The organism is Pantoea sp. UBA7232 (genome assembly GCF_002473195.1).
Classification (GTDB): domain Bacteria; phylum Pseudomonadota; class Gammaproteobacteria; order Enterobacterales; family Enterobacteriaceae; genus Pantoea; species Pantoea eucrina.
Window position 1 is genome coordinate 34,571 of record NZ_DKTK01000011.1, and the last position, 20,061, is coordinate 54,631.

Genomic DNA, 20,061 nt, shown 5'->3' on the forward strand with positions numbered 1-20,061 from the left:
GCGCAGAGCGGGCTGGTAAAGATAGCGATAACCGGGAGAATTCAACAGGAGCACCTATGGCCGAGTGGATTAATGCAGAAGTTAAAGAGGTGAAAAACTGGACCGACGCGCTGTTCAGCCTGCGCGTTACTGCCCCTATCGATCGGTTTATCGCCGGGCAGTTTGCCAAACTGGCGCTGGAAATAGAGGGGGAGCGCGTGCAGCGCGCTTACTCCTACGTTAACGCCCCCGACGATCCGCTGCTGGAGTTTTATCTGGTCACCGTACCGGAGGGTAAACTCAGTCCGCGCCTGCAGGCGCTGCAGCCGGGTGATCACGTCATGCTGACCAAAGAGGCAGCCGGCTTTTTCACCCTGGATGAAATCCCTGACTGCCGCACCCTGTGGATGCTGGCGACCGGCACCGCCATCGGCCCCTACCTGTCAATTTTACAGCAGGGCGAAGGTCTGGAGCGCTTTGACCATGTTGTCCTGGTTCACGCTGCGCGCTATGCCAGCGACCTTAGCTTTCTGCCGCTGATGCAGACGCTGCAGCAGCGCTATGCAGGCAAGCTGCAGATTCAGACCGTGGTCAGCCGTGAAAGCAGCCCGGGTTCGCTGCAGGGCCGGGTACCGCAGCTGATTGAGAGCGGTGAGCTGGAGCGTGCCGTGGGCCTGTTGCTCGACGCAGAGAGCAGCCACGTTATGCTGTGTGGTAATCCACAGATGGTGCGCGATACCCAGCAGCTGCTGAAAGAGAGCCGCAATATGCGCAAACATTTCAAACGCAAGCCGGGCCACATGACCAGCGAACACTACTGGTGAGGATGCCGTAACATCCCGCCACGCTTTTCACCGCGCGGGTTTTGACTTTCGGCGGTAAAAACCGTTTTAATCTGCCATAAGTGAATGATTCAGGGCCGATGCAATGAAGAAACTGTCAGCCGCGCTGCTGCTTAGCTGCGCGCTGTCATCTCCCGCCCGGGCAGACGAGCCGCCACCCGATCGCAGTGCGCATCTGCCGGTGGCGCCTTATCTGCTGACGGGCGCGCCTGCGTTTGATATGACGATCGCGCAGTTTCGTGAAAGCTATAACGCGGCTAATCCTGCACTGCCGCTGCTGGAATATCGTGCAATAGACAATCGTGATGACAAGAGCCATCTGACGCGCGCAGCCAGCAAAATCAGCGAAACGCTTTACTCTTCCACCGCGCTGGAACAGGGCACCGGAAAGATTAAAACGCTGCAGATCACCTGGCTGCCGGTGCCGGGTCCGGAGATGAAGCAGGCTCAGCTGCAGGCGATGAATTATATGAGCGCTCTGCTGCGCTATTTCGTGCCGGGACTCTCGCCCGAAGAAGGACGCCAGAAGCTGGACGCGTTACTGAGCGCCGGCAAAGGCGTTCGCTATTTCAGCCGCACGGAGGGCGCACTGCGCTTTGTGGTGGCTGACAATGGCGACAAGGGCCTGACGTTTGCCGTAGAGCCGATTAAGCTCACGCTGGCTACTCCCTGATATCGCAGGCAGAAGTGACGAAAAGCAAAGCCAGCGCCCCTTTTGATCTCTATACTGTCTGGCAGACATCGCTGCCATGATGGCAGCGCTATTTCATGAATCGCGTAATGCGGAGGAACGAATGCGACATCCACTGGTTATGGGTAACTGGAAACTGAATGGCAGCAAGCAGATGACCGGCGAGCTGATTGAAGGTCTGCGTACCGCGCTGTCAGGCGTGGACGGCTGTGGTGTAGCGATTGCCCCACCGGCAATTTATCTGGATCAGGCAAAACATGCGATTTCCGGTAGCCACATTGCGCTGGGCGCGCAGAATGTCGATGTTAACCTTTCAGGTGCATTCACCGGTGAAACCTCCGCAGAGATGCTGAAAGATATCGGCGCAAAGTACATCATCATCGGTCACTCTGAGCGTCGCACTTATCATAAAGAGAGCGACGAATTTATCGCGAAGAAGTTTGCGGTGCTGAAAGAGGCAGGTCTGGTGCCGGTACTCTGCATCGGCGAAACCGAAGCGGAAAATGAAGCAGGCAAAACCGAAGAAGTGTGCGCGCGTCAGCTGGATGCCGTGCTGGAAACTCAGGGCGCAGCAGCGTTTGAAGGTGCAGTCATCGCCTATGAACCCGTCTGGGCTATCGGCACCGGCAAGTCGGCCACGCCAGCGCAGGCGCAGGCGGTGCACAAATTTATTCGCGACCATATTGCGAAGAAAGATGCCGCTGTCGCACAGCAGGTCATTATTCAGTATGGCGGCTCAGTAAACGATAAAAATGCGGCTGAACTCTTCACCCAGCCCGATATCGACGGGGCGCTGGTAGGCGGCGCGTCGCTGAAAGCAGACGCCTTTGCCGTAATCGTAAAAGCGGCGGCAGCAGCGAAAAAAGCATAAGCTTTTTTATAACCTGTTTCAGGGCGGCCTTACGGCCGCCTTTTTTGTACATTTACTTATTGAGCAGCTGACACTGATAATCCTGGAGTTCGCCTGCCGATCCACCATTCAGCATCAGCCAGTTACGCTCCAGCGCCAGCAACGCTAATCGGCCATCCGGTAATGCTGTCAATGCCATCCCATAGTGCCCCATTTTTTCGCGCGCCCCTGCCACTTCTTTCGCCAGACGGATAAACGCACTTTGATTGAACAAGTGTGCTTCAGAGATTGCGCGAACCAGATAGCGATGCCGGTTTATTGTCACAGGCTGCCACGCGTCATGCAGGTGAGATGCCTGACTATCGAGCTGCTGACGCACCTCCGGACGCAGACAGGAGAGATGGATATGCAGCTGATTTTGAGAGCGTCCATACTGCGCATTGATCGCCAGAGAAAATGCGCTATCGCTGACTGGCTGACTGCCCTGAACCAGCAGATCGCGATGCTGCCAGGCAGCCGCGAAAAAGTTGGGCGTGTCCGGGTCCAGCAACACCGGACTTTCCATACCAGATATTTTTTCGATGGGCATCAACAGATAATGATGCGGGCCTTTAATATCTTTGTAGATAACATGACCCTGCCGGAGATTAACTTCTTTGCAAGGGGCTGGTTTGCTGTGTTGCGCCATAGCGGGCACGCACTGTTCGCTTACAATCCGCCACAGCGCCTCGCCATTTCGGTAATAATAAAAAATGGCTATGCTCAGCATGACAATAATGATAACCAGACTCCACACCAGGCCTGATAAAAACCGATTCCTTTCTTTCATAATCAATCCCTTAGCCACTGATTAAATGGTCTTATTTTAATCAGTTACACAGCGTGATGACTATCATATATCGATTTTTATACAAAAAAAGGTCAGCTAAAAGCTGACCTTTTTTATCGCTCATAGTGGGTAATCAGGGCTTCATAACCTGATCGTAGCTGCCACCATCGGCGAAGTGATCTTTCTGCGCTTTACTCCAGCCGCCAAATTTCTCATCTACGGTGAAGAGTTTTACTGGTGCAAAGGTACTGGCGAACTTCTTCGCGACCTCTGCATCACGCGGACGATAGAAGTTCTGCGCCGCGATAGTCTGGCCTTCCGGCGAGTAGAGATATTTCAGGTAAGCTTCCGCCACGCTGCGTGTACCCTGCGCGTCGACCACTTTATCCACTACAGAAACCGTTGGCTCTGCAAGAATAGACTCGCCTGGCGTCACGATTTCAAACTTATCTTTACCCAGTTTTTCCACCGCCAGATACGCTTCGTTTTCCCAGGCGATCAGTACGTCGCCTATTCCGCGCTCTACAAACGTATTGGTTGCGCCGCGCGCACCGGAATCCTGCACCTCAACATTTTTAAACAGCGCTTTCACATAAGCGAGCGCTTTAGCCTGGTCGCCCTGATTCTGATCAAGCGCCCAGCCCCATGCCGCCAGATAGTTCCAGCGGGCACCGCCGGAAGTTTTCGGATTTGGCGTGATCACGGATACGCCAGGCTTAGTCAGATCTGACCAGTCATGAATATTTTTGGGATTGCCTTTACGTACCAGAAACACAATGGTGGAGGTATAGGGCGCAGAGTTATCCGGCAGGCGTTTGATCCAGTTTTTGTCGATACGGCCGCGCTCAGCAATCGCATCCACATCGGACTGCAGCGCCAGCGTAACCACATCGGCACGAATACCATTGATGACGGAGGTCGCCTGCTTGCCGGAACCGCCGTGCGACTGACGGATCACCACGTTATCACCGGTTTCCTGCTTGTAATGGGCGCTGAAGGCCTTGTTATATTGTTCGTACAGTTCGCGGGTCGGATCGTATGAGACGTTTAACAGCTGATAATCCTTTGCCAGCGCACCAGACGATGCCAGTAACAAGGTGATGCCGATACTCCACTTATTCATTTCCTGCTCTCCCGCGTAGGTTATGCCGCAAGAGTGACACAAAGCGAACAGTGGATTAAAGAATTAAAAATAAGCAGTTATAACTTGCAGGAATATAAAAAAGAGGAAAAGGCGCGAACGGGATCGCGCCTGCATGCAGATCAGTAGAGCTTTTTCGCCGTATCGAGCCAGTCGCGCTTGAACGGACGCTTCATGTTCTCAATCGCGTCGATGATATCGTGGTGCACCATCTTCTCATTCTGGATCCCGACACAGCGGCCGCCATAGCCCTGCAGCAGCAGCTCAATCGAGTAAGCGCCCATACGCGACGCCAGAATGCGGTCGTAAGCACAGGGCGCGCCGCCGCGCTGGATATGTCCGAGCACGGTTGCGCGGGTTTCACGCTTTGTCTCTTCTTCGATGAAGCGCGCCAGATCGTCGATATCGCAGATGTGCTCGGTAATCGCCACAATGGCGTGCTTTTTCCCTTTTGCAATGCCCGCCTTAATCTCTTCAACCAGCTCTTCACGGGTATACGGGATTTCCGGCAGCACAATAAATTCACAGCCGCCGGCAATCGCCGCTGCCAGCGTCAGATCGCCACAGTAGCGGCCCATCACTTCCACAATTGAGATACGCTGATGCGAAGAGGAGGTATCGCGCAGGCGGTCAATCGCTTCCACCACCGTTTCCAGCGCGGTGAAATACCCGATGGTGTAGTCAGTGCCGGCCACGTCGTTATCGATAGTGCCTGGCAGACCGATGCAGGGGAACCCCATCTCAGTCAGTCGTTTGGCGCCCATGTAGGAGCCGTCACCGCCAATCACCACCAGCGCGTCAATACCCCGCTTTTTCATGTTTTCGATCGCTGCCTGGCGTACCTCTTCATTACGGAACTCAGGAAAGCGCGCCGAGCCAAGAAAAGTGCCGCCGCGGTTAATCATGTCAGAAACGCTGTAGCGGTCGAGATTGATCATGCGATCTTCATACAGACCCAGATAGCCGTCATAGATACCAAAAACTTCCAGGCCTTCACTCAGGGCGGAACGGACAACTCCGCGAATGGCTGCGTTCATGCCCGGGGCGTCGCCGCCACTGGTCAGTACTCCGATTTTTTTGATCATGACAACCTCTGGATTGTTCAAAACTAAGGATTATTCCCGCCGATCGACCGGGTCATGCCTGCTCCCGAACGTGGGGCTTAATAGTTGCAGATAGTATATCAAAGGCTCAATGCTGAATTGATTCAGGTCAGACAAGTTTTCGCTAATTTTTTAAAGAGTTGTTAGCGTTTTGTCATTTTTAACATATAAGCGCCTGAATTAAAAAAGCTAAAAGCGGAAAAAGCCCTGCTGATGTTCCGGGACGACCGAGCAGGGATCCTGGTGAATAATAATGTCAGAACCTGGAAATTTCCGGCGCAGCGCCTGTTCAATCTCATCAGCAACGTGATGCGCCTGAACCAGCGGCAGCGCATCTTCCATTTCCAGATGCAGCTGAATAAACCGCGTCGGCCCTGACTGCCTGGTACGCAATGCATGCGCGCCGCATACGCCAGGCCACTGTGTCACCAGTGCAATAATCTGCTGCTTCTCCTGCTCCGGCAGCGCGCGATCCAGCAGCGCCTGCACGGCTTCATATCCCATACGCAGCGCGTTATAGAGGATATAGACGCCGATCCCCAGCGCAAACAGCGCATCAGCACGCGCAAAACCGTAGCTGCTCAGACCCAGCGCCACCAGAATCGCGCCATTCATAACGATATCCGACTGATAGTGCAGCATATCGGCGCGAATCGCCTGACTGCGGGTGCGCCGTACAACCCAGCGCTGGAAAGCCACCAGCGCCAGCGTGGAAAAGAGGGCAACAATGGTTACGACAACGCCGACCAGCGGCGCGCGCAGCGTTTCCGGTTTTGCCAGGTGCTGAATGCCGGTCAGAAACAGAAAGAGCGCGGAGCCGGAGATAAACATGCTCTGCGCCAGCGCCGCCAGCGATTCTGCTTTGCCATGGCCGAAAGTGTGATCATCGTCGGCGGGCTGTAGCGCATAACGTACTACCAGCAGATTGGTCAGCGAGGCGGCGATGTCGACCAGCGAATCCACCAGTGCCGCCAGCACGCTGACCGATCCGGTGTACCACCAGGCAAAAATCTTGACCAGCAGCAGCGCCAGCGCCATTGAGGTAGCGGCCAGCGCAGCGCGCCGGACCAGTGTTGCGTACTCAGAATCCATGTTTCGCCCTATTAAACAGATGCGCGTGCCCGCCTTAACTGAAAACAAGTTTATCATCAGTCCGGCAGAGCTGCGTCTGCGATGCGCTATTCACCGGCAACGGCATACGGCGGGCAAAAAAAACCCCGCCATCATGGCGGGGGAAGACAGGGATGGTGTCTATGGCAAGGAAAAACAGGGATACTATGTTACTGGTTACTACTGGTGCTACTCACTGCTTGCAGCGATGACGACGACTGCAATCCTGAGAACCGACGAACATCATTCAGCCGGCGTTCATGATTCTTTTTTAACGCTGCCTGCTGCACAGGCGTCAGCAGGTGATACATCTGATTACGAACCCGGGCCATCTCAACCTGCAGGTCAACCTGCGCGCGGGCCTGTTTTTCAGCCAGCTGGCGGATCGCCGATTCATTAAATTTGTCTGCAGTGACAAGGTCATGCATAGTTTCAATATCCTGAACGCTTAACACCGGGCGCTCATGACGTGCTTGCTGCATCAGGTCCCGCATTTGCTGCCGCTGCTGTTCGGTAAGCTCAATACCATCGAACATGTGACTTTGCGGATTTTGCGTCATACTGCCTGTCGTCAAGCCGCCGTTTTGATGCATCTCTTCAATCGCTGTCGTCTCTGCTGCAACTGCGCTGGCGTGACTAAGAACCATCGCTGAAGCAATGACGATGACGGTTAAGTTGCGCATCGTTTACTCCCGGTTTGCTCTGTTTTGCGATTCAACGAGACCCAGTTTACGGCGGCAGCTGCAAACAACCGTCAGGGGGTGTAAAACTACGTAAAGCGTTGGATTGCCAGTGTGGGAACACGGTATTTTGCCTGCGGAGGGCAATAAAAAATGAATAAAATCCTGTTGGTAGATGACGACCGCGAATTAACTTCGCTGCTTAAAGAATTACTCGAAATGGAAGGGTTTGAAGTCATTGTAGCCAGCGATGGAGAGCAGGCACTTACTCTGCTGGACAGCTCTGTTGACCTGCTGCTGCTGGATGTCATGATGCCGAAGAAAAACGGTATCGATACGTTGAAAGAGCTGCGTCAGCAGCATCAGACGCCGGTCATTATGCTGACCGCGCGCGGCAGCGAACTGGATCGCGTTCTGGGGCTGGAGCTGGGGGCGGATGACTACCTGCCTAAACCGTTCAACGACCGTGAACTGGTGGCGCGTATTCGTGCGATCCTGCGTCGTTCAAACTGGAGCGAGCAGCAGCAACAGCAGCACGATACCAGTTCGCCGACGCTTGAAGTCGACTGCCTGCGTCTGAATCCGGGGCGCCAGGAGGCGAGCTTCGATAACGAAACGCTCGATCTCACCGGCACCGAGTTCACGCTGCTTTACCTGCTGGCGCAGCATCTTGGCCAGGTGGTATCGCGCGAGCATCTCAGTCAGGAAGTGCTTGGCAAACGCCTGACGCCCTTTGACCGTGCCATCGATATGCATATCTCCAACCTGCGCCGCAAACTCCCTGAGCGTCGTGATGGCCATCCATGGTTCAAAACGCTGCGCGGACGCGGCTATCTGATGGTTTCTGCATCATGATAGGCAGTCTGACGACCCGCATCTTCGCCATCTTCTGGCTTACGCTGGCGCTGGTGTTGATGCTGGTCCTGATGGTGCCCAAGCTCGATTCGCGTCAGATGACCGCTCTGATGGAAAGCGAACAGCGGCAGGGCACCATGATTGAACAGCATGTGGAAGCGGAACTCTCTCAGGATCCGCCTAATGACCTGATGTGGTGGCGCCGGCTGTTTCGCGCTATCGACAAATGGGCGCCGCCGGGTCAGCGCCTGCTGCTGGTCACCAGTGAAGGCCGGGTCATCGGCGCACAGCACAATGAAATGCAGGTGATCCGCAACTTTATCGGTCAGTCAGATAACGCCGATCACCCGCAGAAGAAAAAATATGGCCGCGTTGAGATGGTTGGTCCCTTTGCCGTACGCGACGGTGAAGATAACTATCAGCTCTATCTGATCCGACCAGCCACCAGTTCTCAGCTCGATTTTATCAACCTGTTATTCGACCGGCCGCTGCTGCTGCTGATTGTCACGATGCTGATTAGCTCTCCGCTGCTGCTCTGGCTGGCATGGAGCCTGGCTCGACCGGCGCGCAAGCTGAAATACGCGGCGGATGAAGTGGCCAGCGGCAATCTGCGTCAGCATCCTGAACTGGAGTCAGGTCCGCAGGAGTTTCTGGCGGCCGGATCCAGTTTTAATCAGATGGTCAGCGCGCTTGAGCGCATGATGACTGCCCAGCAGCGCCTGTTGTCCGACATCAGCCATGAGCTGCGCACTCCGCTGACGCGCCTCCAGCTGGCTACGGCTCTGCTGCGTCGTCGTCATGGCGAAGGGAAAGAGCTGCAGCGCATTGAGACCGAAGCGCAGCGGCTGGATGGCATGATCAACGATCTGCTGGTGCTGTCACGTACCCAGCATAAAAACGCCCTGGTCAGCGAGGCGATGAAAGCAAACCAGCTATGGAACGGCGTGCTGGAGGATGCGCGCTTTGAAGCGGAACAGATGGGTAAAACCATGGAAGTGCCCTATCCGCCTGGCCCGTGGCCGCTGTATGGCAACCCGCATGCGCTGGAGAGCGCTCTGGAGAACATCGTGCGCAATGCGCTGCGCTATTCTGATTCACATATCAGCGTGAGCTTCTCGGTGGATATTCAGGGCATTACCGTTCACGTGGATGATGACGGTCCGGGCGTCAGCGAAGAAGATCGCGAGCAGATTTTCCGCCCGTTTTATCGCACTGATGAAGCGCGCGATCGCGAGTCTGGCGGCACCGGGCTTGGGCTGGCGATTGTGGAGACGGCCGTACAGCAGCACCGCGGCTGGGTCAAAGCAGATAACAGCCCGCTGGGCGGGCTGCGCCTGACGCTCTGGCTCCCGCTATACTCTGCCCGCCAGTAATTTGTTATGCTTCGGCCCCTGATTGCGGGGGCCTTATGCTGAACATTGTTTTATTCGAACCTGAAATACCACCCAACACCGGTAATATCATCCGCCTGTGCGCTAACACCGGCTTTCAGCTGCATCTGATTGAGCCGCTTGGCTTTGCGTGGGATGACAAACGGCTGCGCCGCGCCGGACTTGATTATCATGAATATACCGCGCTGAAAAAACACGCCAGCTACAGCGCTTTCCTCGCGTCTGAGGCGCCGCAGCGTCTGTTTGCCCTGACCACGAAAGGTACGCCAGCACACAGCGCCGTCAGCTATCAGGCCGGGGACTACCTGCTGTTTGGCCCGGAAAGCCGGGGCCTGCCCGCGGAAATCCTTGACGCCCTGCCTGCCGGACAGAAGATACGCATCCCGATGCGCGCCGAAAGCCGCAGCATGAATCTCTCCAATGCCGTATCAGTGGTGGTGTATGAAGCGTGGCGCCAGCTCGATTTCGCCGGCGCGCTGATCAGAGATTAAATCCCGTCACCATATTCAAAACCGGCGCCGGTAAAATGCTGATCCATATCCATTGAGGGTTTATCGCTGGCGGGTTTGCCCACAATGCGCGCCGGAACGCCAGCGGCGGTGGTATGCGGGGGAACAGGCTGCAGTACCACCGAGCCGGCACCGATTTTTGCTCCGCGACCTACGTCTATGTTGCCGAGGATTTTAGCGCCGGCACCAATCATAACGCCTTCGCGAATTTTAGGATGGCGATCGCCGCTGGTTTTGCCGGTCCCGCCCAGCGTAACGGATTGCAGGATAGAGACATCATTTTCTACTACGGCCGTTTCGCCGATCACAATACCCGTAGCGTGATCCAGCATGATCCCGCGTCCGATACGGGCCGCCGGGTGAATATCAACGGCGAAGGAAACGGAGATCTCATTTTGCAGATAGACAGCCAGCGCGCGGCGACCCTCTTTCCACAGCCAGTGGCCAATACGATAGGCCTGCAGCGCATGGAAGCCTTTCAGGTAGAGCAGCGGCGTAGAGTATTTGTCTACTGCCGGATCGCGCTGGCGTACGGCCTGAATATCATAGGCCGCTGAGACAATCATCTCCGGATCCTGACGATACGCTTCTTCAACAATTTCACGCACAGCGATAGCAGGCATAATCGGATTCGCCAGCTTGTTCGCCAGCATGTAGCTGAGCGCGCTGCCGAGATTTTCATGTTTCAGCAAAGTCGCGTGATAAAAGCTGGCCAGCATCGGTTCGCAATCTGCCAGCGCTCTGGCTTCTGCTTTGATATGGTTCCAGACCAGTTCTAACTCTTCAGACGACATTGCTGTTTACTCCCATAAAAAAGCGCCGCAGAGGCGCTACAGGTTGGTGTGCTGAGCATCCTGCTCTAGCCCGGGCTGTTTTCGTCCTTCCTTGCACGACCCAGTAAGCTTAATGCTGCCTCTCGCGCCGTTTTTTCGCAATACAGTACCTGATAAATCTGCTCGGTTATCGGCATTTCAACGCCCATTCTCGCTGCCAGGGCTTTGACTTCTTTGGTATTTCTGTAGCCTTCTACAACTTGTCCGATAATGCGTTGCGCCTCTTCAACGCTCTCGCCCTGACCCAGCATCATGCCAAAACGGCGATTGCGTGACTGGTTATCGGTGCAGGTCAGCACCAGATCGCCCAGTCCTGCCATGCCCATAAACGTTACCGGATCGGCACCCAGCGCCGCGCCCAGACGGCTCATCTCTGCCAGGCCACGGGTGATCAGTGCGGTACGTGCGTTAGCGCCGAAGCCGATACCGTCTGAGATGCCGGCACCGATAGCAATAACGTTTTTAACGGCCCCGCCCAGCTGAACACCGGTAAAATCGGCGTTGTTATAAACGCGGAAGCTTTTGCCGCAGTGCAGCTTCTGCTGCAGATCGTCAGCAAACTCCGCATCGGTCGCCGCAAGTGCGATAGCGGTAGGTAAACCGGCGGCCAGCTCTTTGGCAAAAGTAGGCCCGGAAATTACCGCCAGCGGAATAGCGTCGCCCAGGATCTCCCGCGCAACGTCCTGCAGCAGACGGCCGGTCTCTTTTTCCAGGCCTTTGGTAGCCCAGACAACACGGGAATCGATACGCAGGTAAGGTTTAATCTGCTGCAGCACGTCGCCAAAAACATGGCTCGGTACTACCACCAGCAGATCGCGGCTCGCGCGAACCACCTGGGCGAGATCGGCTTCAGGGATCAGATTATCGGGAAAAGGAACATCGGGCAGGAAAGCGGTGTTACAGCGGTCAGCCTGCAGGCGGGCGACGCTTTGCGGATTGTGGCCCCAGAGCAGAACCGGATGCCCGTTGCGAGCCAGCGTGATAGCGAGAGCGGTGCCGTACGAGCCGGCACCGAGTACGCTGATAGACGCGTTATCTGTTGTCATCAGGCATCCTGACGTGGCGCTTCGCCTTCACCTTGCTGCTGCAGGTAGTTCATGAACAGCGCATCGAAGTTAACCGGAGCCAGATTGAGCTGCGGGAACGTACCGCGTGAAACCAGGCTGGTCACGCACTCACGTGCGTAAGGGAACAGAATGTTCGGGCAGTATGCGCCAAGGCAGTGCGCCATCTGCGTGCCATCAATACCGCTGATGGTAAAGATACCCGCCTGCTGTACTTCGCACAGGAATGCGGTCTCTTCGCCTACGGTTGCGGTTACCGTCACGCGCAGCACCACTTCATACACTTCATCAGCCAGCTGAGAAGAGGCGGTATCCAGATCCAGTTTGACTTCCGGCTCCCACTCTTTCTGAAAAACCTGTGGTGCGTTTGGCGCTTCAAAAGAGACATCTTTGGTATAAACGCGCTGGATCTGGAACTGCATTTCGTTGGTGCTTTGTTCTGACATGTTACTAAGTCCTTAAGTGATAATTATCAGTGCAGAAGAGTTAAGCCTGAAGCAGAGGATCGAGTCCCTGACGCCCGTCCAGCGCGTAGAGATCGTCACAACCACCGATGTGCTGAGCGTCGATAAAAACCTGCGGCACCGTGGTGCGGCCACTGCGCCGGATCATCTCTTCACGTTTCATTGCGTCCCCATCAATAGGGATCTCCTGATAAGAAACGCCTTTCTGATCCAGTAACGCCTTTGCACGATGGCAGTATGGGCAGGTTACTTTGGTGTAAATCTCAACATTAGCCATGCGGAATACCTCAGATGATTATTTACCGCGAACCAGCGGCAGGTTTTCGCCACTCCAGCCGCTGACGCCATCTTTCAGGACAGCGACATGTTCAAAGCCTGCTGCGCTCAGCGTTGCTGCTGAATCGCCCGCGCTCTGACCGGTGGCACATACCACAATTATGGGCTGCGACTTGTGCTTTTCCAGCTCGCCGAAGCTGCCTTTTTTAATATCTGCTGCTGCTACGTTAACCGCGCCGGAAATATGTCCCTTGCGATAATCGTCGCGTGAACGCACGTCTACTACCACCGCGTTCTCTTTATTAATCAGATGGGTCGCTTCGCCACGGCTGATGGTTTTTACCTTAGAGAACATCCCTTTAACGGTGGTCACAATCACCAGAATAAGTAAAACGACCCATGCCAGACTAAGGATGGGGTGATTGCTTGCAAACTGCATGATTTCTTGCATGAGAGGTAACGACTCCAGACCGGGCTTATAAGCTAAAACAAGGGTTCTGAGTATACCTGCGCCACTTCGCATGTACAGTCGCGATGCGGGCAGAGATACGATTTGTGCGTCATTTTCCAAAAAAAATGTTTTAATCGCAAAATTCAGACAATGTTTATCGCGCTAAGCTTTAAAGCGACACGTTTCGTAATCTAAAAGCTGGCCGGGATAACTGGTAAGCGGCTGTTCATCGTGGAATAATTATCAACTATGAAGGGAAAAGCGCGCATTACACCTACAAGGACTCATTACAACGGCCCGGCTTCTCAGCTGGTATTCCGCTGGTCCCCCCTCTCCCTCAGCCTGCTGTGTGCGGGTATTTTTTTGCTGCCTGTTACCGGTTACAGCGCTGACGACAATAAAGCGCAGCTAAAAACCATTCAGCAAAGTATCGCGGAAAAAGAGAAGAGCGTTAAAGCTCAGAAAGTCGAGCGCAGTAAACTGCTCGATCAGCTCCGAAGTCAGGAGAAGATTATTGCCCAGGCGAGCCGTCAGCTACGCGAAACGCGCAATAGCTTAAGCACGCTCGACAAAGAGGTTGCTCAGCTTACCGCCTCTATCTCCCGCCTTGAAAAGCAGCAGACGCAGCAGGAAAGCCTGCTGGCGCAGCAGCTCGACGCCGCTTTTCGCCAGGGGCAGCATAATGGTGTACAGCTGCTGCTGGGCGGCGCAGAAGCGCAGCGCAGTGAACGCATCCTGGCCTATTTTGGTTACCTCAACGCCGCGCGGCAAAAAAATATCGATGAGCTGCGGCAGACCCGGCAGCAGCTGGCTGAGCAGCGTCTGACCATGCAGAGCAAACAGCAGCAGCAAAAAAATCTGCTCGTTCAGCAGCAGGCGCAGCAAAGCAAACTGGAAAACGCCAGCGCCGCCCGCAAAAAGACCCTCTCCGCGCTGGAGAACGCGCTGGAAAAAGATCAGGCAGACCTGGTTGAAATGCGTCAGAACGAAAGCCGTCTGCAGGATAAAATTGCCAAAGCAGAGCGCGAAGCGCGTCAGCGGGCCGAGCGCGAGGCGCGTGAAGCCGAGAAGGTGCGCCAGCGTCAGGCGCAGGCCAAAGCGAAAGGCTCCAGCTATGCCCCCACGCAGAGCGAGCGTGAGCTGATGGCGCGTACCGGCGGACTGGGGCGCGCAGGCGGCCAGGCTTTCTGGCCGGTACGCGGCAGAATTGAACACCGCTTCGGTGAGGCGATGCAGGGTGAGCTACGCTGGAAAGGACTGGTAATCGACGCACCGGAAGGCACCGAAGTGAAAGCGATTGCGGATGGACGGGTACTGATGGCCGACTGGCTGCAGGGCTACGGGCTGGTTGTGGTACTGGAGCACGGTAAAGGCGATATGAGCCTGTACGGCTATAACCAGAGCGCACTGGTAAGCGTCGGTGCACAGGTCAAAGCTGGTCAGCCGGTGGCGCTGGTAGGCACCAGTGGCGGCCGCGGTACGCCGTCGCTCTATTTTGAGATCCGCCGTCAGGGCAAAGCTGTTAACCCACTACCGTGGTTAGGAAGATAAGTGCTGTTTTTATCCCGAACGTTACCCGCTCTGCTATGCGGCTCGCTTCTGAGTTTCAGCGTGCAGGCGGCAAAATTAGCGATTGTCATTGATGATTTTGGCTACCGTCCCACCGAAGAGAACAAAGTGCTGGCGATGCCGGCAGCCATCTCTGTTGCCGTACTGCCCAACGCCCCGCATGCGCGTGAGATGGCAACCAAAGCCCATCAGCGCGGTCATGAAGTATTGATTCACCTGCCGATGGCGCCGCTCAGCAAACAGCCGCTGGAAAAAGATACCCTGACGCCGGAGATGAGCAGCGACGAAATCGCCCGTATTATCCGTGAAGCCAGCGGTAAAGTTCCCTACGCGGTTGGCCTGAACAATCATATGGGCAGTAAAATGACCTCCAGCCTGCCCGGCATGCAGAAAGTGATGCAGGTGCTGAATCACTACAACTACTATTTTCTCGACAGCATGACCATCGGCAATAGTCAGGCCGTTGCAGCGGCGCAGGGCACGCAGGTCAAAGTCGTGAAACGCCGCGTGTTTCTTGATGATAATCAAAATGAAGCGATGGTACGACAGCAGTTTACCCGGGCGGTTAAGCTGGCACAGCGGGACGGGTTTGCTATCGCTATCGGCCATCCGCACCCGACAACAGTGCGCGTGCTGCAGCAGATGCTGCCTTCCCTTCCGGCTGATATTACGCTGGTTACGCCAGGACAGCTGCTGAATGAGCCGCTGCGTCACAGCGCAAAACCTGCTGCAGCCTCTCCGGCTAAACCCGCCAGCGTGCGCTTCCGCGCGCCTGCCATCTGTAAAGTCAGTGCCGCGCCAGTGCCGCAGCAGCGGGCAGTGGAAATTATCGGCGAAGGCCTGATGCAGAACCCTTTCATGCTCAAACTGAAAGCGCTGTTTTAAAGCAGCGGTGTGGGCCACCGCACCGCTGACATTCACATTGCAGCCAGAAAGTTTATACTCTTGCCGGAAAACTCACGGCACAGAACAAGGACATCAGCAGGAATGACGCCGCATAAACGAAAAATTCTACTGCTTGATAATGGTCGCGAGTGGGGCGGCGGCACGAATAGCATGCTGGAATTACTGAAGCGGATCGATCGTAACCAGTTCGATATTACCTGCTGCTTTTATTATAATTATTCGCGCGGCAATAACGAAACCATTGAGCAAATTCTTGGATCGTTAACGATTCCGGTGACGTTTATTCCGCAGCGCAGACAACCTCTCTGGGCAAAAATCAGCAAAGAAATAGTCCGCACGCTGCTTTTTTTCAGCAAAGAGAGCAGAAAAAAAGCGATTCATTTTGTGGATCGCCGATGGCGTATTATCCCGAACGCGCACAAGATTGGCGCGCTTCTGCAATCCGGGCAGTTTGACCTGCTTTATATGAATAATCAGCCCAGTACCAACACTGAAGGCTATCTGGCAGCCCGCCCGCTTAATATTCCGGTGGTTCAGCACTGCCGTATTGACCCGGTACTGAATCGCCAGCTGGTCGCGATGCTGAACCGGGACTGTGAGGCGATTATCTGCGTTTCGCACGGTGTCAGTCATACGCTGCAGCGTCATGGTGTCCATCAGCATCTCTGTCATACCGTCAGCAATGCCATCGATATCCACCAGCCGTTACCCGATCGTACCGCGGTTCGTCAGGCGCTGCAGATTGCCCCGGAAACCTTTGTGTTTGGCTCTATTGGGTCACTGATAGCGCGTAAAGCCAATCACCATACGCTGAGCGCACTGGGCCGGTTTCACCGCCTTTACCCTCACGCTGACTGGAAAATGCTGATTGTCGGTACCGGTCCGGAACAGGCTAACCTTGCACAGCTGGCAGAAAAAGAGCAGATTGCTGACCGCATCGTTTTCACCGGTTTTAAAAATAATGCGCTGGATTTTCTGGCCGCGTTCGACACGTTCATACTGGCCTCGCAAAGTGAAGGCTTACCCCGCGTGGTGCTTGAAGCGATGCTGGTCAATACTGCCGTTATCGGATCGCGGGTAACCGGGACAGCTGAGCTGATTGAACACAACCAGACCGGTCTGCTGTTTGAATATGGTGATATTGCAGAGCTGACACAGCAGCTGATCGCTCTGTGGAAGAACAGAGAATTACGTCAGAAATTAACCGACACGGCTGCCGGAAAGGTACGCGAACATTACGCTATTGAAAACTATATTCAGGGCGTAGAAACGGTTCTGGCTAATGTTATTCAGGAAAAGAGTCATGCTTAATTTTTTTAATAAACGTTTCCGCCATATTCGCGCGCGGCACAATATTCCCTACAGCCAGAGTCGCGTGCAGGGCAAGACTCCTGTCACCTCCGTGGTGATCCCGTGTGCGGGTGAGGACTATATTGAAGAAGCGCTGCTCAGCGCCTGCTTTGCCAGCCGTTTTGCCACCAGCGTCACGGAGATTGTTATCGTCAGCGACCAGCCCGCGACACAATTTGGTGAGCTGCCGGCAAAGACCCGCGTTGCCACGCTGACCATTCCGCACCGTGAAGAGAGCTACCGTTATAAACAGATTTACCGCAGCCGGCTGATCAAACTGCAGGCGCCTTTGCAGGCCAGCGGTGACGCGGTTCTGATGATCGACTCTGACCTCAACCTGCTTAAAGATCCTGCCCTCAGCCTGCGTGAAGGCCATCTTTACTCCAGCTTCAGAGAAGGCAGAATGATTGCCAAACTTGAAAACGCGGCTGAGGAGCAGATCCCGGCTTACTATAAACCCGCCATCCGGCCCTATCTGGTTGACCATGTCAACGGCGCTTATCTGGCCGCCACGCGTCAGACCTGGAAGCGTATCTGCCCGCTGTGGCTGACGCTGTTTCAGGATACCTGGGAGCTGATGAATGATAATCAGCCCCCCACCGATCAGCTGCCGCTCTCTGCGCTGCTGGATATGCTCGATCTGGTTACGGTTAACCTGGGCGAGTGGGCAAACTGGCCGGTCTCCAAGCGCATCGGCGGAACGGCAGCGGTCATTCCGCCTGAGGTCATTGGCGCACACGGCGGTTTTCCGTTAAGCGAATGGCAGAAGTATCTGCAGGACCCGGCGCAGCCGCTGCAGTTTAAAGGTCAGGACTATACGCGCAAAGTACGCTACCTGACGGATGAAGAGAAAAAACGCGGCTGATACTACTCCGGCCTGCGGGCCGGAGTCCGTTTAATCCCAGCTCAGCACCACTTTCCCTGACCGTCCGGAGCGCATGTCATCGAACCCCTGCTGAAACGCGTCGATGTGATAGCGGTGGGTGATCACCGGCGTAAGATCCAGTCCGGACTGGATTAACGCCGCCATCTTGTACCAGGTTTCAAACATCTCACGGCCATAGATACCTTTGATAAACAGGCCTTTGAAGATGACCAGATTCCAGTCGATCGACATATCGCCGGGTGGAATGCCCAGCAGCGCAATGCGTCCGCCGTGGTTCATGGTTTCCAGCATCGTGCGGAAAGCTGCCGGTGCGCCTGACATCTCCAGTCCGACATCAAATCCTTCGGTCATACCGAGATCCTGCATCACGTCGCGCAGATTTTCCTGCGCCACGTTAACCGCACGGGTCACGCCCATCTCGCGAGCCAGACTCAGACGGTATTCATTCACGTCAGTGATCACAACGTGACGGGCACCTACGTGCCTGCAGACGGCGGCAGCCATAATACCAATTGGCCCGGCGCCGCAGATCAGGACATCTTCACCGGGCAGATCAAATGACAGCGCGGTATGTACGGCGTTGCCGAACGGATCGAAGATGGCTGCCAGTTCGTCAGAAATGTTATCGGGAATTTTAAACGCGTTGTATGCCGGGATAACCAGATACTCTGCGAAGCAGCCCTGGCGATTGACCCCCACGCCCACCGTATTGCGGCACAGGTGCGTTCGCCCTGCCCGGCAGTTACGGCAGTGGCCGCAGGTAATATGCCCCTCTCCGGAAACGCGATCGCCAATGGCGAAGCCTTTCACCTCCTGTCCCATGCTAACCACTTCACCGACATACTCATGTCCGGTGATCATCGGGACCGGAATGGTTTTACGCGACCACTCATCCCAGTTGTAGATGTGGATATCCGTACCGCAAATAGCGGTTTTACGGATTTTAATCAGCAGATCGTTATGACCCGGTTCCGGCACCGGTGCATCCTGCACCATCCAGATCCCCTCTTCAGCTTTCAGTTTGGCAAGTGCTTTCATTTTTCTGCTCCTGCAGCAATCACGCCCAGCCGCTGGCCGACGCGGATAAAAGCGGCGATAGCCTGTTCCAGCTGCGCCTGCGTGTGAGCGGCAGACATCTGCGTGCGGATGCGCGCCTGACCCTGCGGCACCACCGGATAGAAAAAGCCGGTGACGTAAATGCCTTCCTGCTGCAGCAGCGTGGCAAACTGCTGCGCCACGTTAGCCTCACCCAGCATCACCGGAATAATGGCGTGATCGGCGCCGGCCAGCGTGAAGCCTGCCGCGGTCATCTTCTCCCGGAAGAAGCGCGCGTTATCCCATAGCCGCTGGCGCAGACCGTCACCCTCACTCAGCAGATCCAGCACCCGCAGCGAGGCCGCGACAATTGCCGGAGCCAGCGAGTTAGAAAACAGATAGGGACGAGCACGCTGACGCAGCCACTCCACGACCTCTTTTTTCGCGGCTACATAGCCGCCGGAGGCACCGCCCAGCGCTTTACCTAACGTTCCCGTGAGGATATCAACGCGATCCATCACGTCGCAGTATTCATGCGTGCCGCGCCCTGCTGCGCCGATAACGCCCACCGCATGAGAGTCATCGACGATGACCAGCGCATCAAACTCCTCCGCCAGGTCGCAAATCCCCTGCAGATTGGCAATCACGCCATCCATAGAGAACACGCCATCGGTAGCGATCGCGATATGCCGGGCACCTTTATCACGCGCCTCCTGCAGACAGGTACGCAGCGCCTGCATATCGTTATTGGCGTAGCGATAGCGCTGCGCCTTACACAGGCGTATGCCATCAATGATGGAGGCGTGATTCAGCGCATCGGAAATAATGGCATCCTCCGGACCCAGCAGCGCCTCAAACAGGCCGCCGTTAGCGTCAAAACAGGAGGAGAAAAGAATAGACGCTTCCATACCAAGAAAGTCAGCCAGCTTACGCTCCAGCTGCTGATGCGTATCCTGCGTACCGCAGATAAAGCGCACCGACGCCATACCAAAGCCGTGGGAATCCATACCCTCTTTCGCTGCCTGAATCAGCGCCGGATGATTCGCCAGACCGAGATAGTTATTGGCACAAAAGTTAATGACCGGCGTGCCGTGATCAACGCTGATCTCCGCCTGCTGGGCTGACGTAATGCGACGTTCCTGTTTGAACAATCCGTCCTGACGCGTTGTCTCAAGCTGCTGACGGATTTGCGAATAAAACTGATTGGACATGATTCTGCTCCTTAGATCGCAAATTACCGGAGCATC

Annotated in this window: 22 protein-coding genes; 10 read left to right on the plus strand and 12 right to left on the minus strand. The window is 55.3% G+C overall.

Annotation, left to right across the window (positions count from 1 at the left end):
- Positions 1–56: 56 nt before the first annotated feature.
- From fpr to tpiA, 3 genes are all read left to right on the plus strand, one after another.
- Positions 57–803 carry a ferredoxin--NADP(+) reductase gene (gene fpr, locus B4056_RS11855; protein WP_094111629.1) on the plus strand — a complete coding sequence of 249 codons (747 nt, stop codon included), beginning with the start codon at positions 57–59 and terminating at the stop codon, positions 801–803.
- Positions 804–906: 103 nt separating this feature from the next.
- Positions 907–1,494, plus strand: a complete 588-nt coding sequence (locus tag B4056_RS11860) for a YiiQ family protein (RefSeq protein WP_039381214.1) — start codon at positions 907–909, stop codon at positions 1,492–1,494.
- 121 nt (positions 1,495–1,615) lie between these two features.
- Positions 1,616–2,383 (plus strand): triose-phosphate isomerase, encoded by a 768-nt coding sequence (tpiA, locus tag B4056_RS11865; RefSeq protein ID WP_039381215.1) that lies wholly within the window; start codon positions 1,616–1,618, stop codon positions 2,381–2,383.
- 52 nt (positions 2,384–2,435) lie between these two features.
- Here the strand turns inward: tpiA and B4056_RS11870 are convergent, their stop codons facing one another.
- From B4056_RS11870 to cpxP, 5 genes are all read right to left on the minus strand, one after another.
- Positions 2,436–3,191, minus strand: a complete 756-nt coding sequence (locus tag B4056_RS11870) for a CDP-diacylglycerol diphosphatase (protein ID WP_094111631.1) — start codon at positions 3,189–3,191, stop codon at positions 2,436–2,438.
- A 133-nt stretch (positions 3,192–3,324) separates the two neighbouring features.
- A complete protein-coding gene (locus B4056_RS11875; protein WP_039381216.1) occupies positions 3,325–4,314 on the minus strand; it encodes a sulfate ABC transporter substrate-binding protein in 990 nt (329 codons plus the stop codon).
- A gap of 140 nt (positions 4,315–4,454) precedes the next feature.
- Positions 4,455–5,417, minus strand: coding sequence for a 6-phosphofructokinase (pfkA, locus tag B4056_RS11880; protein ID WP_039381217.1), 963 nt, complete (start codon positions 5,415–5,417; stop codon positions 4,455–4,457).
- Between the two features lie 207 nt (positions 5,418–5,624).
- Positions 5,625–6,527, minus strand: a complete 903-nt coding sequence (gene fieF / locus B4056_RS11885) for a CDF family cation-efflux transporter FieF (RefSeq protein ID WP_288654845.1) — start codon at positions 6,525–6,527, stop codon at positions 5,625–5,627.
- A gap of 188 nt (positions 6,528–6,715) precedes the next feature.
- Positions 6,716–7,228 (minus strand): cell-envelope stress modulator CpxP, encoded by a 513-nt coding sequence (cpxP, locus tag B4056_RS11890; protein ID WP_039381219.1) that lies wholly within the window; start codon positions 7,226–7,228, stop codon positions 6,716–6,718.
- Positions 7,229–7,378: 150 nt separating this feature from the next.
- Here cpxP and cpxR point away from each other — a divergent pair, with 150 nt between their 5' ends.
- Genes cpxR through trmL form a run of 3 tightly spaced genes read left to right on the plus strand, consistent with a single transcriptional unit; the run spans position 7,379 to position 9,962 of the window.
- On the plus strand, positions 7,379–8,080 hold the full coding sequence (gene cpxR / locus B4056_RS11895) for an envelope stress response regulator transcription factor CpxR (RefSeq protein WP_039381220.1): 702 nt from the start codon (positions 7,379–7,381) through the stop codon (positions 8,078–8,080).
- Positions 8,077–9,453, plus strand: a complete 1,377-nt coding sequence (gene cpxA, locus B4056_RS11900; protein ID WP_039381221.1) for an envelope stress sensor histidine kinase CpxA — start codon at positions 8,077–8,079, stop codon at positions 9,451–9,453. Before cpxR ends, cpxA begins: the two co-directional genes overlap by 4 nt.
- 35 nt (positions 9,454–9,488) lie before the next feature.
- Positions 9,489–9,962 carry a tRNA (uridine(34)/cytosine(34)/5-carboxymethylaminomethyluridine(34)-2'-O)-methyltransferase TrmL gene (gene trmL, locus B4056_RS11905; RefSeq protein WP_039381222.1) on the plus strand — a complete coding sequence of 158 codons (474 nt, stop codon included), beginning with the start codon at positions 9,489–9,491 and terminating at the stop codon, positions 9,960–9,962.
- Here the strand turns inward: trmL and cysE are convergent.
- From cysE to B4056_RS11930, 5 genes are all read right to left on the minus strand, one after another.
- Entirely contained in the window at positions 9,959–10,774 is an 816-nt protein-coding gene (gene cysE, locus B4056_RS11910; RefSeq protein ID WP_039381223.1) for a serine O-acetyltransferase, read from the minus strand. The genes trmL and cysE overlap by 4 nt on opposite strands.
- A 65-nt stretch (positions 10,775–10,839) precedes the next feature.
- Positions 10,840–11,859 (minus strand): NAD(P)H-dependent glycerol-3-phosphate dehydrogenase, encoded by a 1,020-nt coding sequence (gene gpsA / locus B4056_RS11915; protein WP_039381224.1) that lies wholly within the window; start codon positions 11,857–11,859, stop codon positions 10,840–10,842.
- Positions 11,859–12,323 carry a protein-export chaperone SecB gene (secB, locus tag B4056_RS11920; RefSeq protein ID WP_039381225.1) on the minus strand — a complete coding sequence of 155 codons (465 nt, stop codon included), beginning with the start codon at positions 12,321–12,323 and terminating at the stop codon, positions 11,859–11,861. Before secB ends, gpsA begins: the two co-directional genes overlap by 1 nt.
- A gap of 40 nt (positions 12,324–12,363) precedes the next feature.
- Positions 12,364–12,618 (minus strand): glutaredoxin 3, encoded by a 255-nt coding sequence (grxC, locus tag B4056_RS11925; RefSeq protein ID WP_039381226.1) that lies wholly within the window; start codon positions 12,616–12,618, stop codon positions 12,364–12,366.
- Between the two features lie 18 nt (positions 12,619–12,636).
- Positions 12,637–13,068 carry a rhodanese-like domain-containing protein gene (locus B4056_RS11930; RefSeq protein ID WP_039381227.1) on the minus strand — a complete coding sequence of 144 codons (432 nt, stop codon included), beginning with the start codon at positions 13,066–13,068 and terminating at the stop codon, positions 12,637–12,639.
- Positions 13,069–13,317: 249 nt separating this feature from the next.
- On the opposite strand from B4056_RS11930, the gene envC reads away from it, so the two are divergent.
- The 4 genes from envC (at position 13,318) to B4056_RS11950 (ending at position 17,758) form a co-directional block, all read left to right on the plus strand.
- Positions 13,318–14,619: a murein hydrolase activator EnvC gene (envC, locus tag B4056_RS11935; RefSeq protein ID WP_039381228.1), complete on the plus strand. Its 1,302-nt coding sequence runs from the start codon at positions 13,318–13,320 to the stop codon at positions 14,617–14,619.
- A gap of 3 nt (positions 14,620–14,622) precedes the next feature.
- The gene (locus B4056_RS11940) at positions 14,623–15,522 is read left to right on the plus strand and encodes a divergent polysaccharide deacetylase family protein (protein WP_071668660.1); all 900 of its coding nucleotides are present in this window, start codon (positions 14,623–14,625) and stop codon (positions 15,520–15,522) included.
- Between the two features lie 102 nt (positions 15,523–15,624).
- Entirely contained in the window at positions 15,625–16,854 is a 1,230-nt protein-coding gene (locus tag B4056_RS11945; protein ID WP_288654849.1) for a glycosyltransferase, read from the plus strand.
- Positions 16,847–17,758, plus strand: coding sequence for a hypothetical protein (locus B4056_RS11950; RefSeq protein WP_094111633.1), 912 nt, complete (start codon positions 16,847–16,849; stop codon positions 17,756–17,758). The genes B4056_RS11945 and B4056_RS11950 overlap by 8 nt, the downstream gene beginning before the upstream one ends.
- Before the next feature lie 30 nt (positions 17,759–17,788).
- Here B4056_RS11950 and tdh read toward each other — a convergent pair whose 3' ends face one another.
- The gene (tdh, locus tag B4056_RS11955; protein ID WP_071668639.1) at positions 17,789–18,817 is read right to left on the minus strand and encodes an L-threonine 3-dehydrogenase; all 1,029 of its coding nucleotides are present in this window, start codon (positions 18,815–18,817) and stop codon (positions 17,789–17,791) included.
- Positions 18,814–20,025, minus strand: coding sequence for a glycine C-acetyltransferase (locus tag B4056_RS11960; RefSeq protein ID WP_039381234.1), 1,212 nt, complete (start codon positions 20,023–20,025; stop codon positions 18,814–18,816). The genes tdh and B4056_RS11960 overlap by 4 nt, the downstream gene beginning before the upstream one ends.
- Positions 20,026–20,061 lie beyond the last annotated feature (36 nt).

What these genes read in the sequence shown, in the direction of transcription:
- fpr (WP_094111629.1), top strand. Translation starts at nt 57, where the DNA reads ATGGCCGAGTGGATTAATGCAGAAGTTAAAGAGGTGAAAAACTGGACC.
- B4056_RS11860 (WP_039381214.1), top strand. Translation starts at nt 907, where the DNA reads ATGAAGAAACTGTCAGCCGCGCTGCTGCTTAGCTGCGCGCTGTCATCT.
- tpiA (WP_039381215.1), top strand. Translation starts at nt 1,616, where the DNA reads ATGCGACATCCACTGGTTATGGGTAACTGGAAACTGAATGGCAGCAAG.
- B4056_RS11870 (WP_094111631.1), bottom strand. Translation starts at nt 3,191, where the DNA reads ATGAAAGAAAGGAATCGGTTTTTATCAGGCCTGGTGTGGAGTCTGGTT.
- B4056_RS11875 (WP_039381216.1), bottom strand. Translation starts at nt 4,314, where the DNA reads ATGAATAAGTGGAGTATCGGCATCACCTTGTTACTGGCATCGTCTGGT.
- pfkA (WP_039381217.1), bottom strand. Translation starts at nt 5,417, where the DNA reads ATGATCAAAAAAATCGGAGTACTGACCAGTGGCGGCGACGCCCCGGGC.
- fieF (WP_288654845.1), bottom strand. Translation starts at nt 6,527, where the DNA reads ATGGATTCTGAGTACGCAACACTGGTCCGGCGCGCTGCGCTGGCCGCT.
- cpxP (WP_039381219.1), bottom strand. Translation starts at nt 7,228, where the DNA reads ATGCGCAACTTAACCGTCATCGTCATTGCTTCAGCGATGGTTCTTAGT.
- cpxR (WP_039381220.1), top strand. Translation starts at nt 7,379, where the DNA reads ATGAATAAAATCCTGTTGGTAGATGACGACCGCGAATTAACTTCGCTG.
- cpxA (WP_039381221.1), top strand. Translation starts at nt 8,077, where the DNA reads ATGATAGGCAGTCTGACGACCCGCATCTTCGCCATCTTCTGGCTTACG.
- trmL (WP_039381222.1), top strand. Translation starts at nt 9,489, where the DNA reads ATGCTGAACATTGTTTTATTCGAACCTGAAATACCACCCAACACCGGT.
- cysE (WP_039381223.1), bottom strand. Translation starts at nt 10,774, where the DNA reads ATGTCGTCTGAAGAGTTAGAACTGGTCTGGAACCATATCAAAGCAGAA.
- gpsA (WP_039381224.1), bottom strand. Translation starts at nt 11,859, where the DNA reads ATGACAACAGATAACGCGTCTATCAGCGTACTCGGTGCCGGCTCGTAC.
- secB (WP_039381225.1), bottom strand. Translation starts at nt 12,323, where the DNA reads ATGTCAGAACAAAGCACCAACGAAATGCAGTTCCAGATCCAGCGCGTT.
- grxC (WP_039381226.1), bottom strand. Translation starts at nt 12,618, where the DNA reads ATGGCTAATGTTGAGATTTACACCAAAGTAACCTGCCCATACTGCCAT.
- B4056_RS11930 (WP_039381227.1), bottom strand. Translation starts at nt 13,068, where the DNA reads ATGCAAGAAATCATGCAGTTTGCAAGCAATCACCCCATCCTTAGTCTG.
- envC (WP_039381228.1), top strand. Translation starts at nt 13,318, where the DNA reads ATGAAGGGAAAAGCGCGCATTACACCTACAAGGACTCATTACAACGGC.
- B4056_RS11945 (WP_288654849.1), top strand. Translation starts at nt 15,625, where the DNA reads ATGACGCCGCATAAACGAAAAATTCTACTGCTTGATAATGGTCGCGAG.
- B4056_RS11950 (WP_094111633.1), top strand. Translation starts at nt 16,847, where the DNA reads ATGCTTAATTTTTTTAATAAACGTTTCCGCCATATTCGCGCGCGGCAC.
- tdh (WP_071668639.1), bottom strand. Translation starts at nt 18,817, where the DNA reads ATGAAAGCACTTGCCAAACTGAAAGCTGAAGAGGGGATCTGGATGGTG.
- B4056_RS11960 (WP_039381234.1), bottom strand. Translation starts at nt 20,025, where the DNA reads ATGTCCAATCAGTTTTATTCGCAAATCCGTCAGCAGCTTGAGACAACG.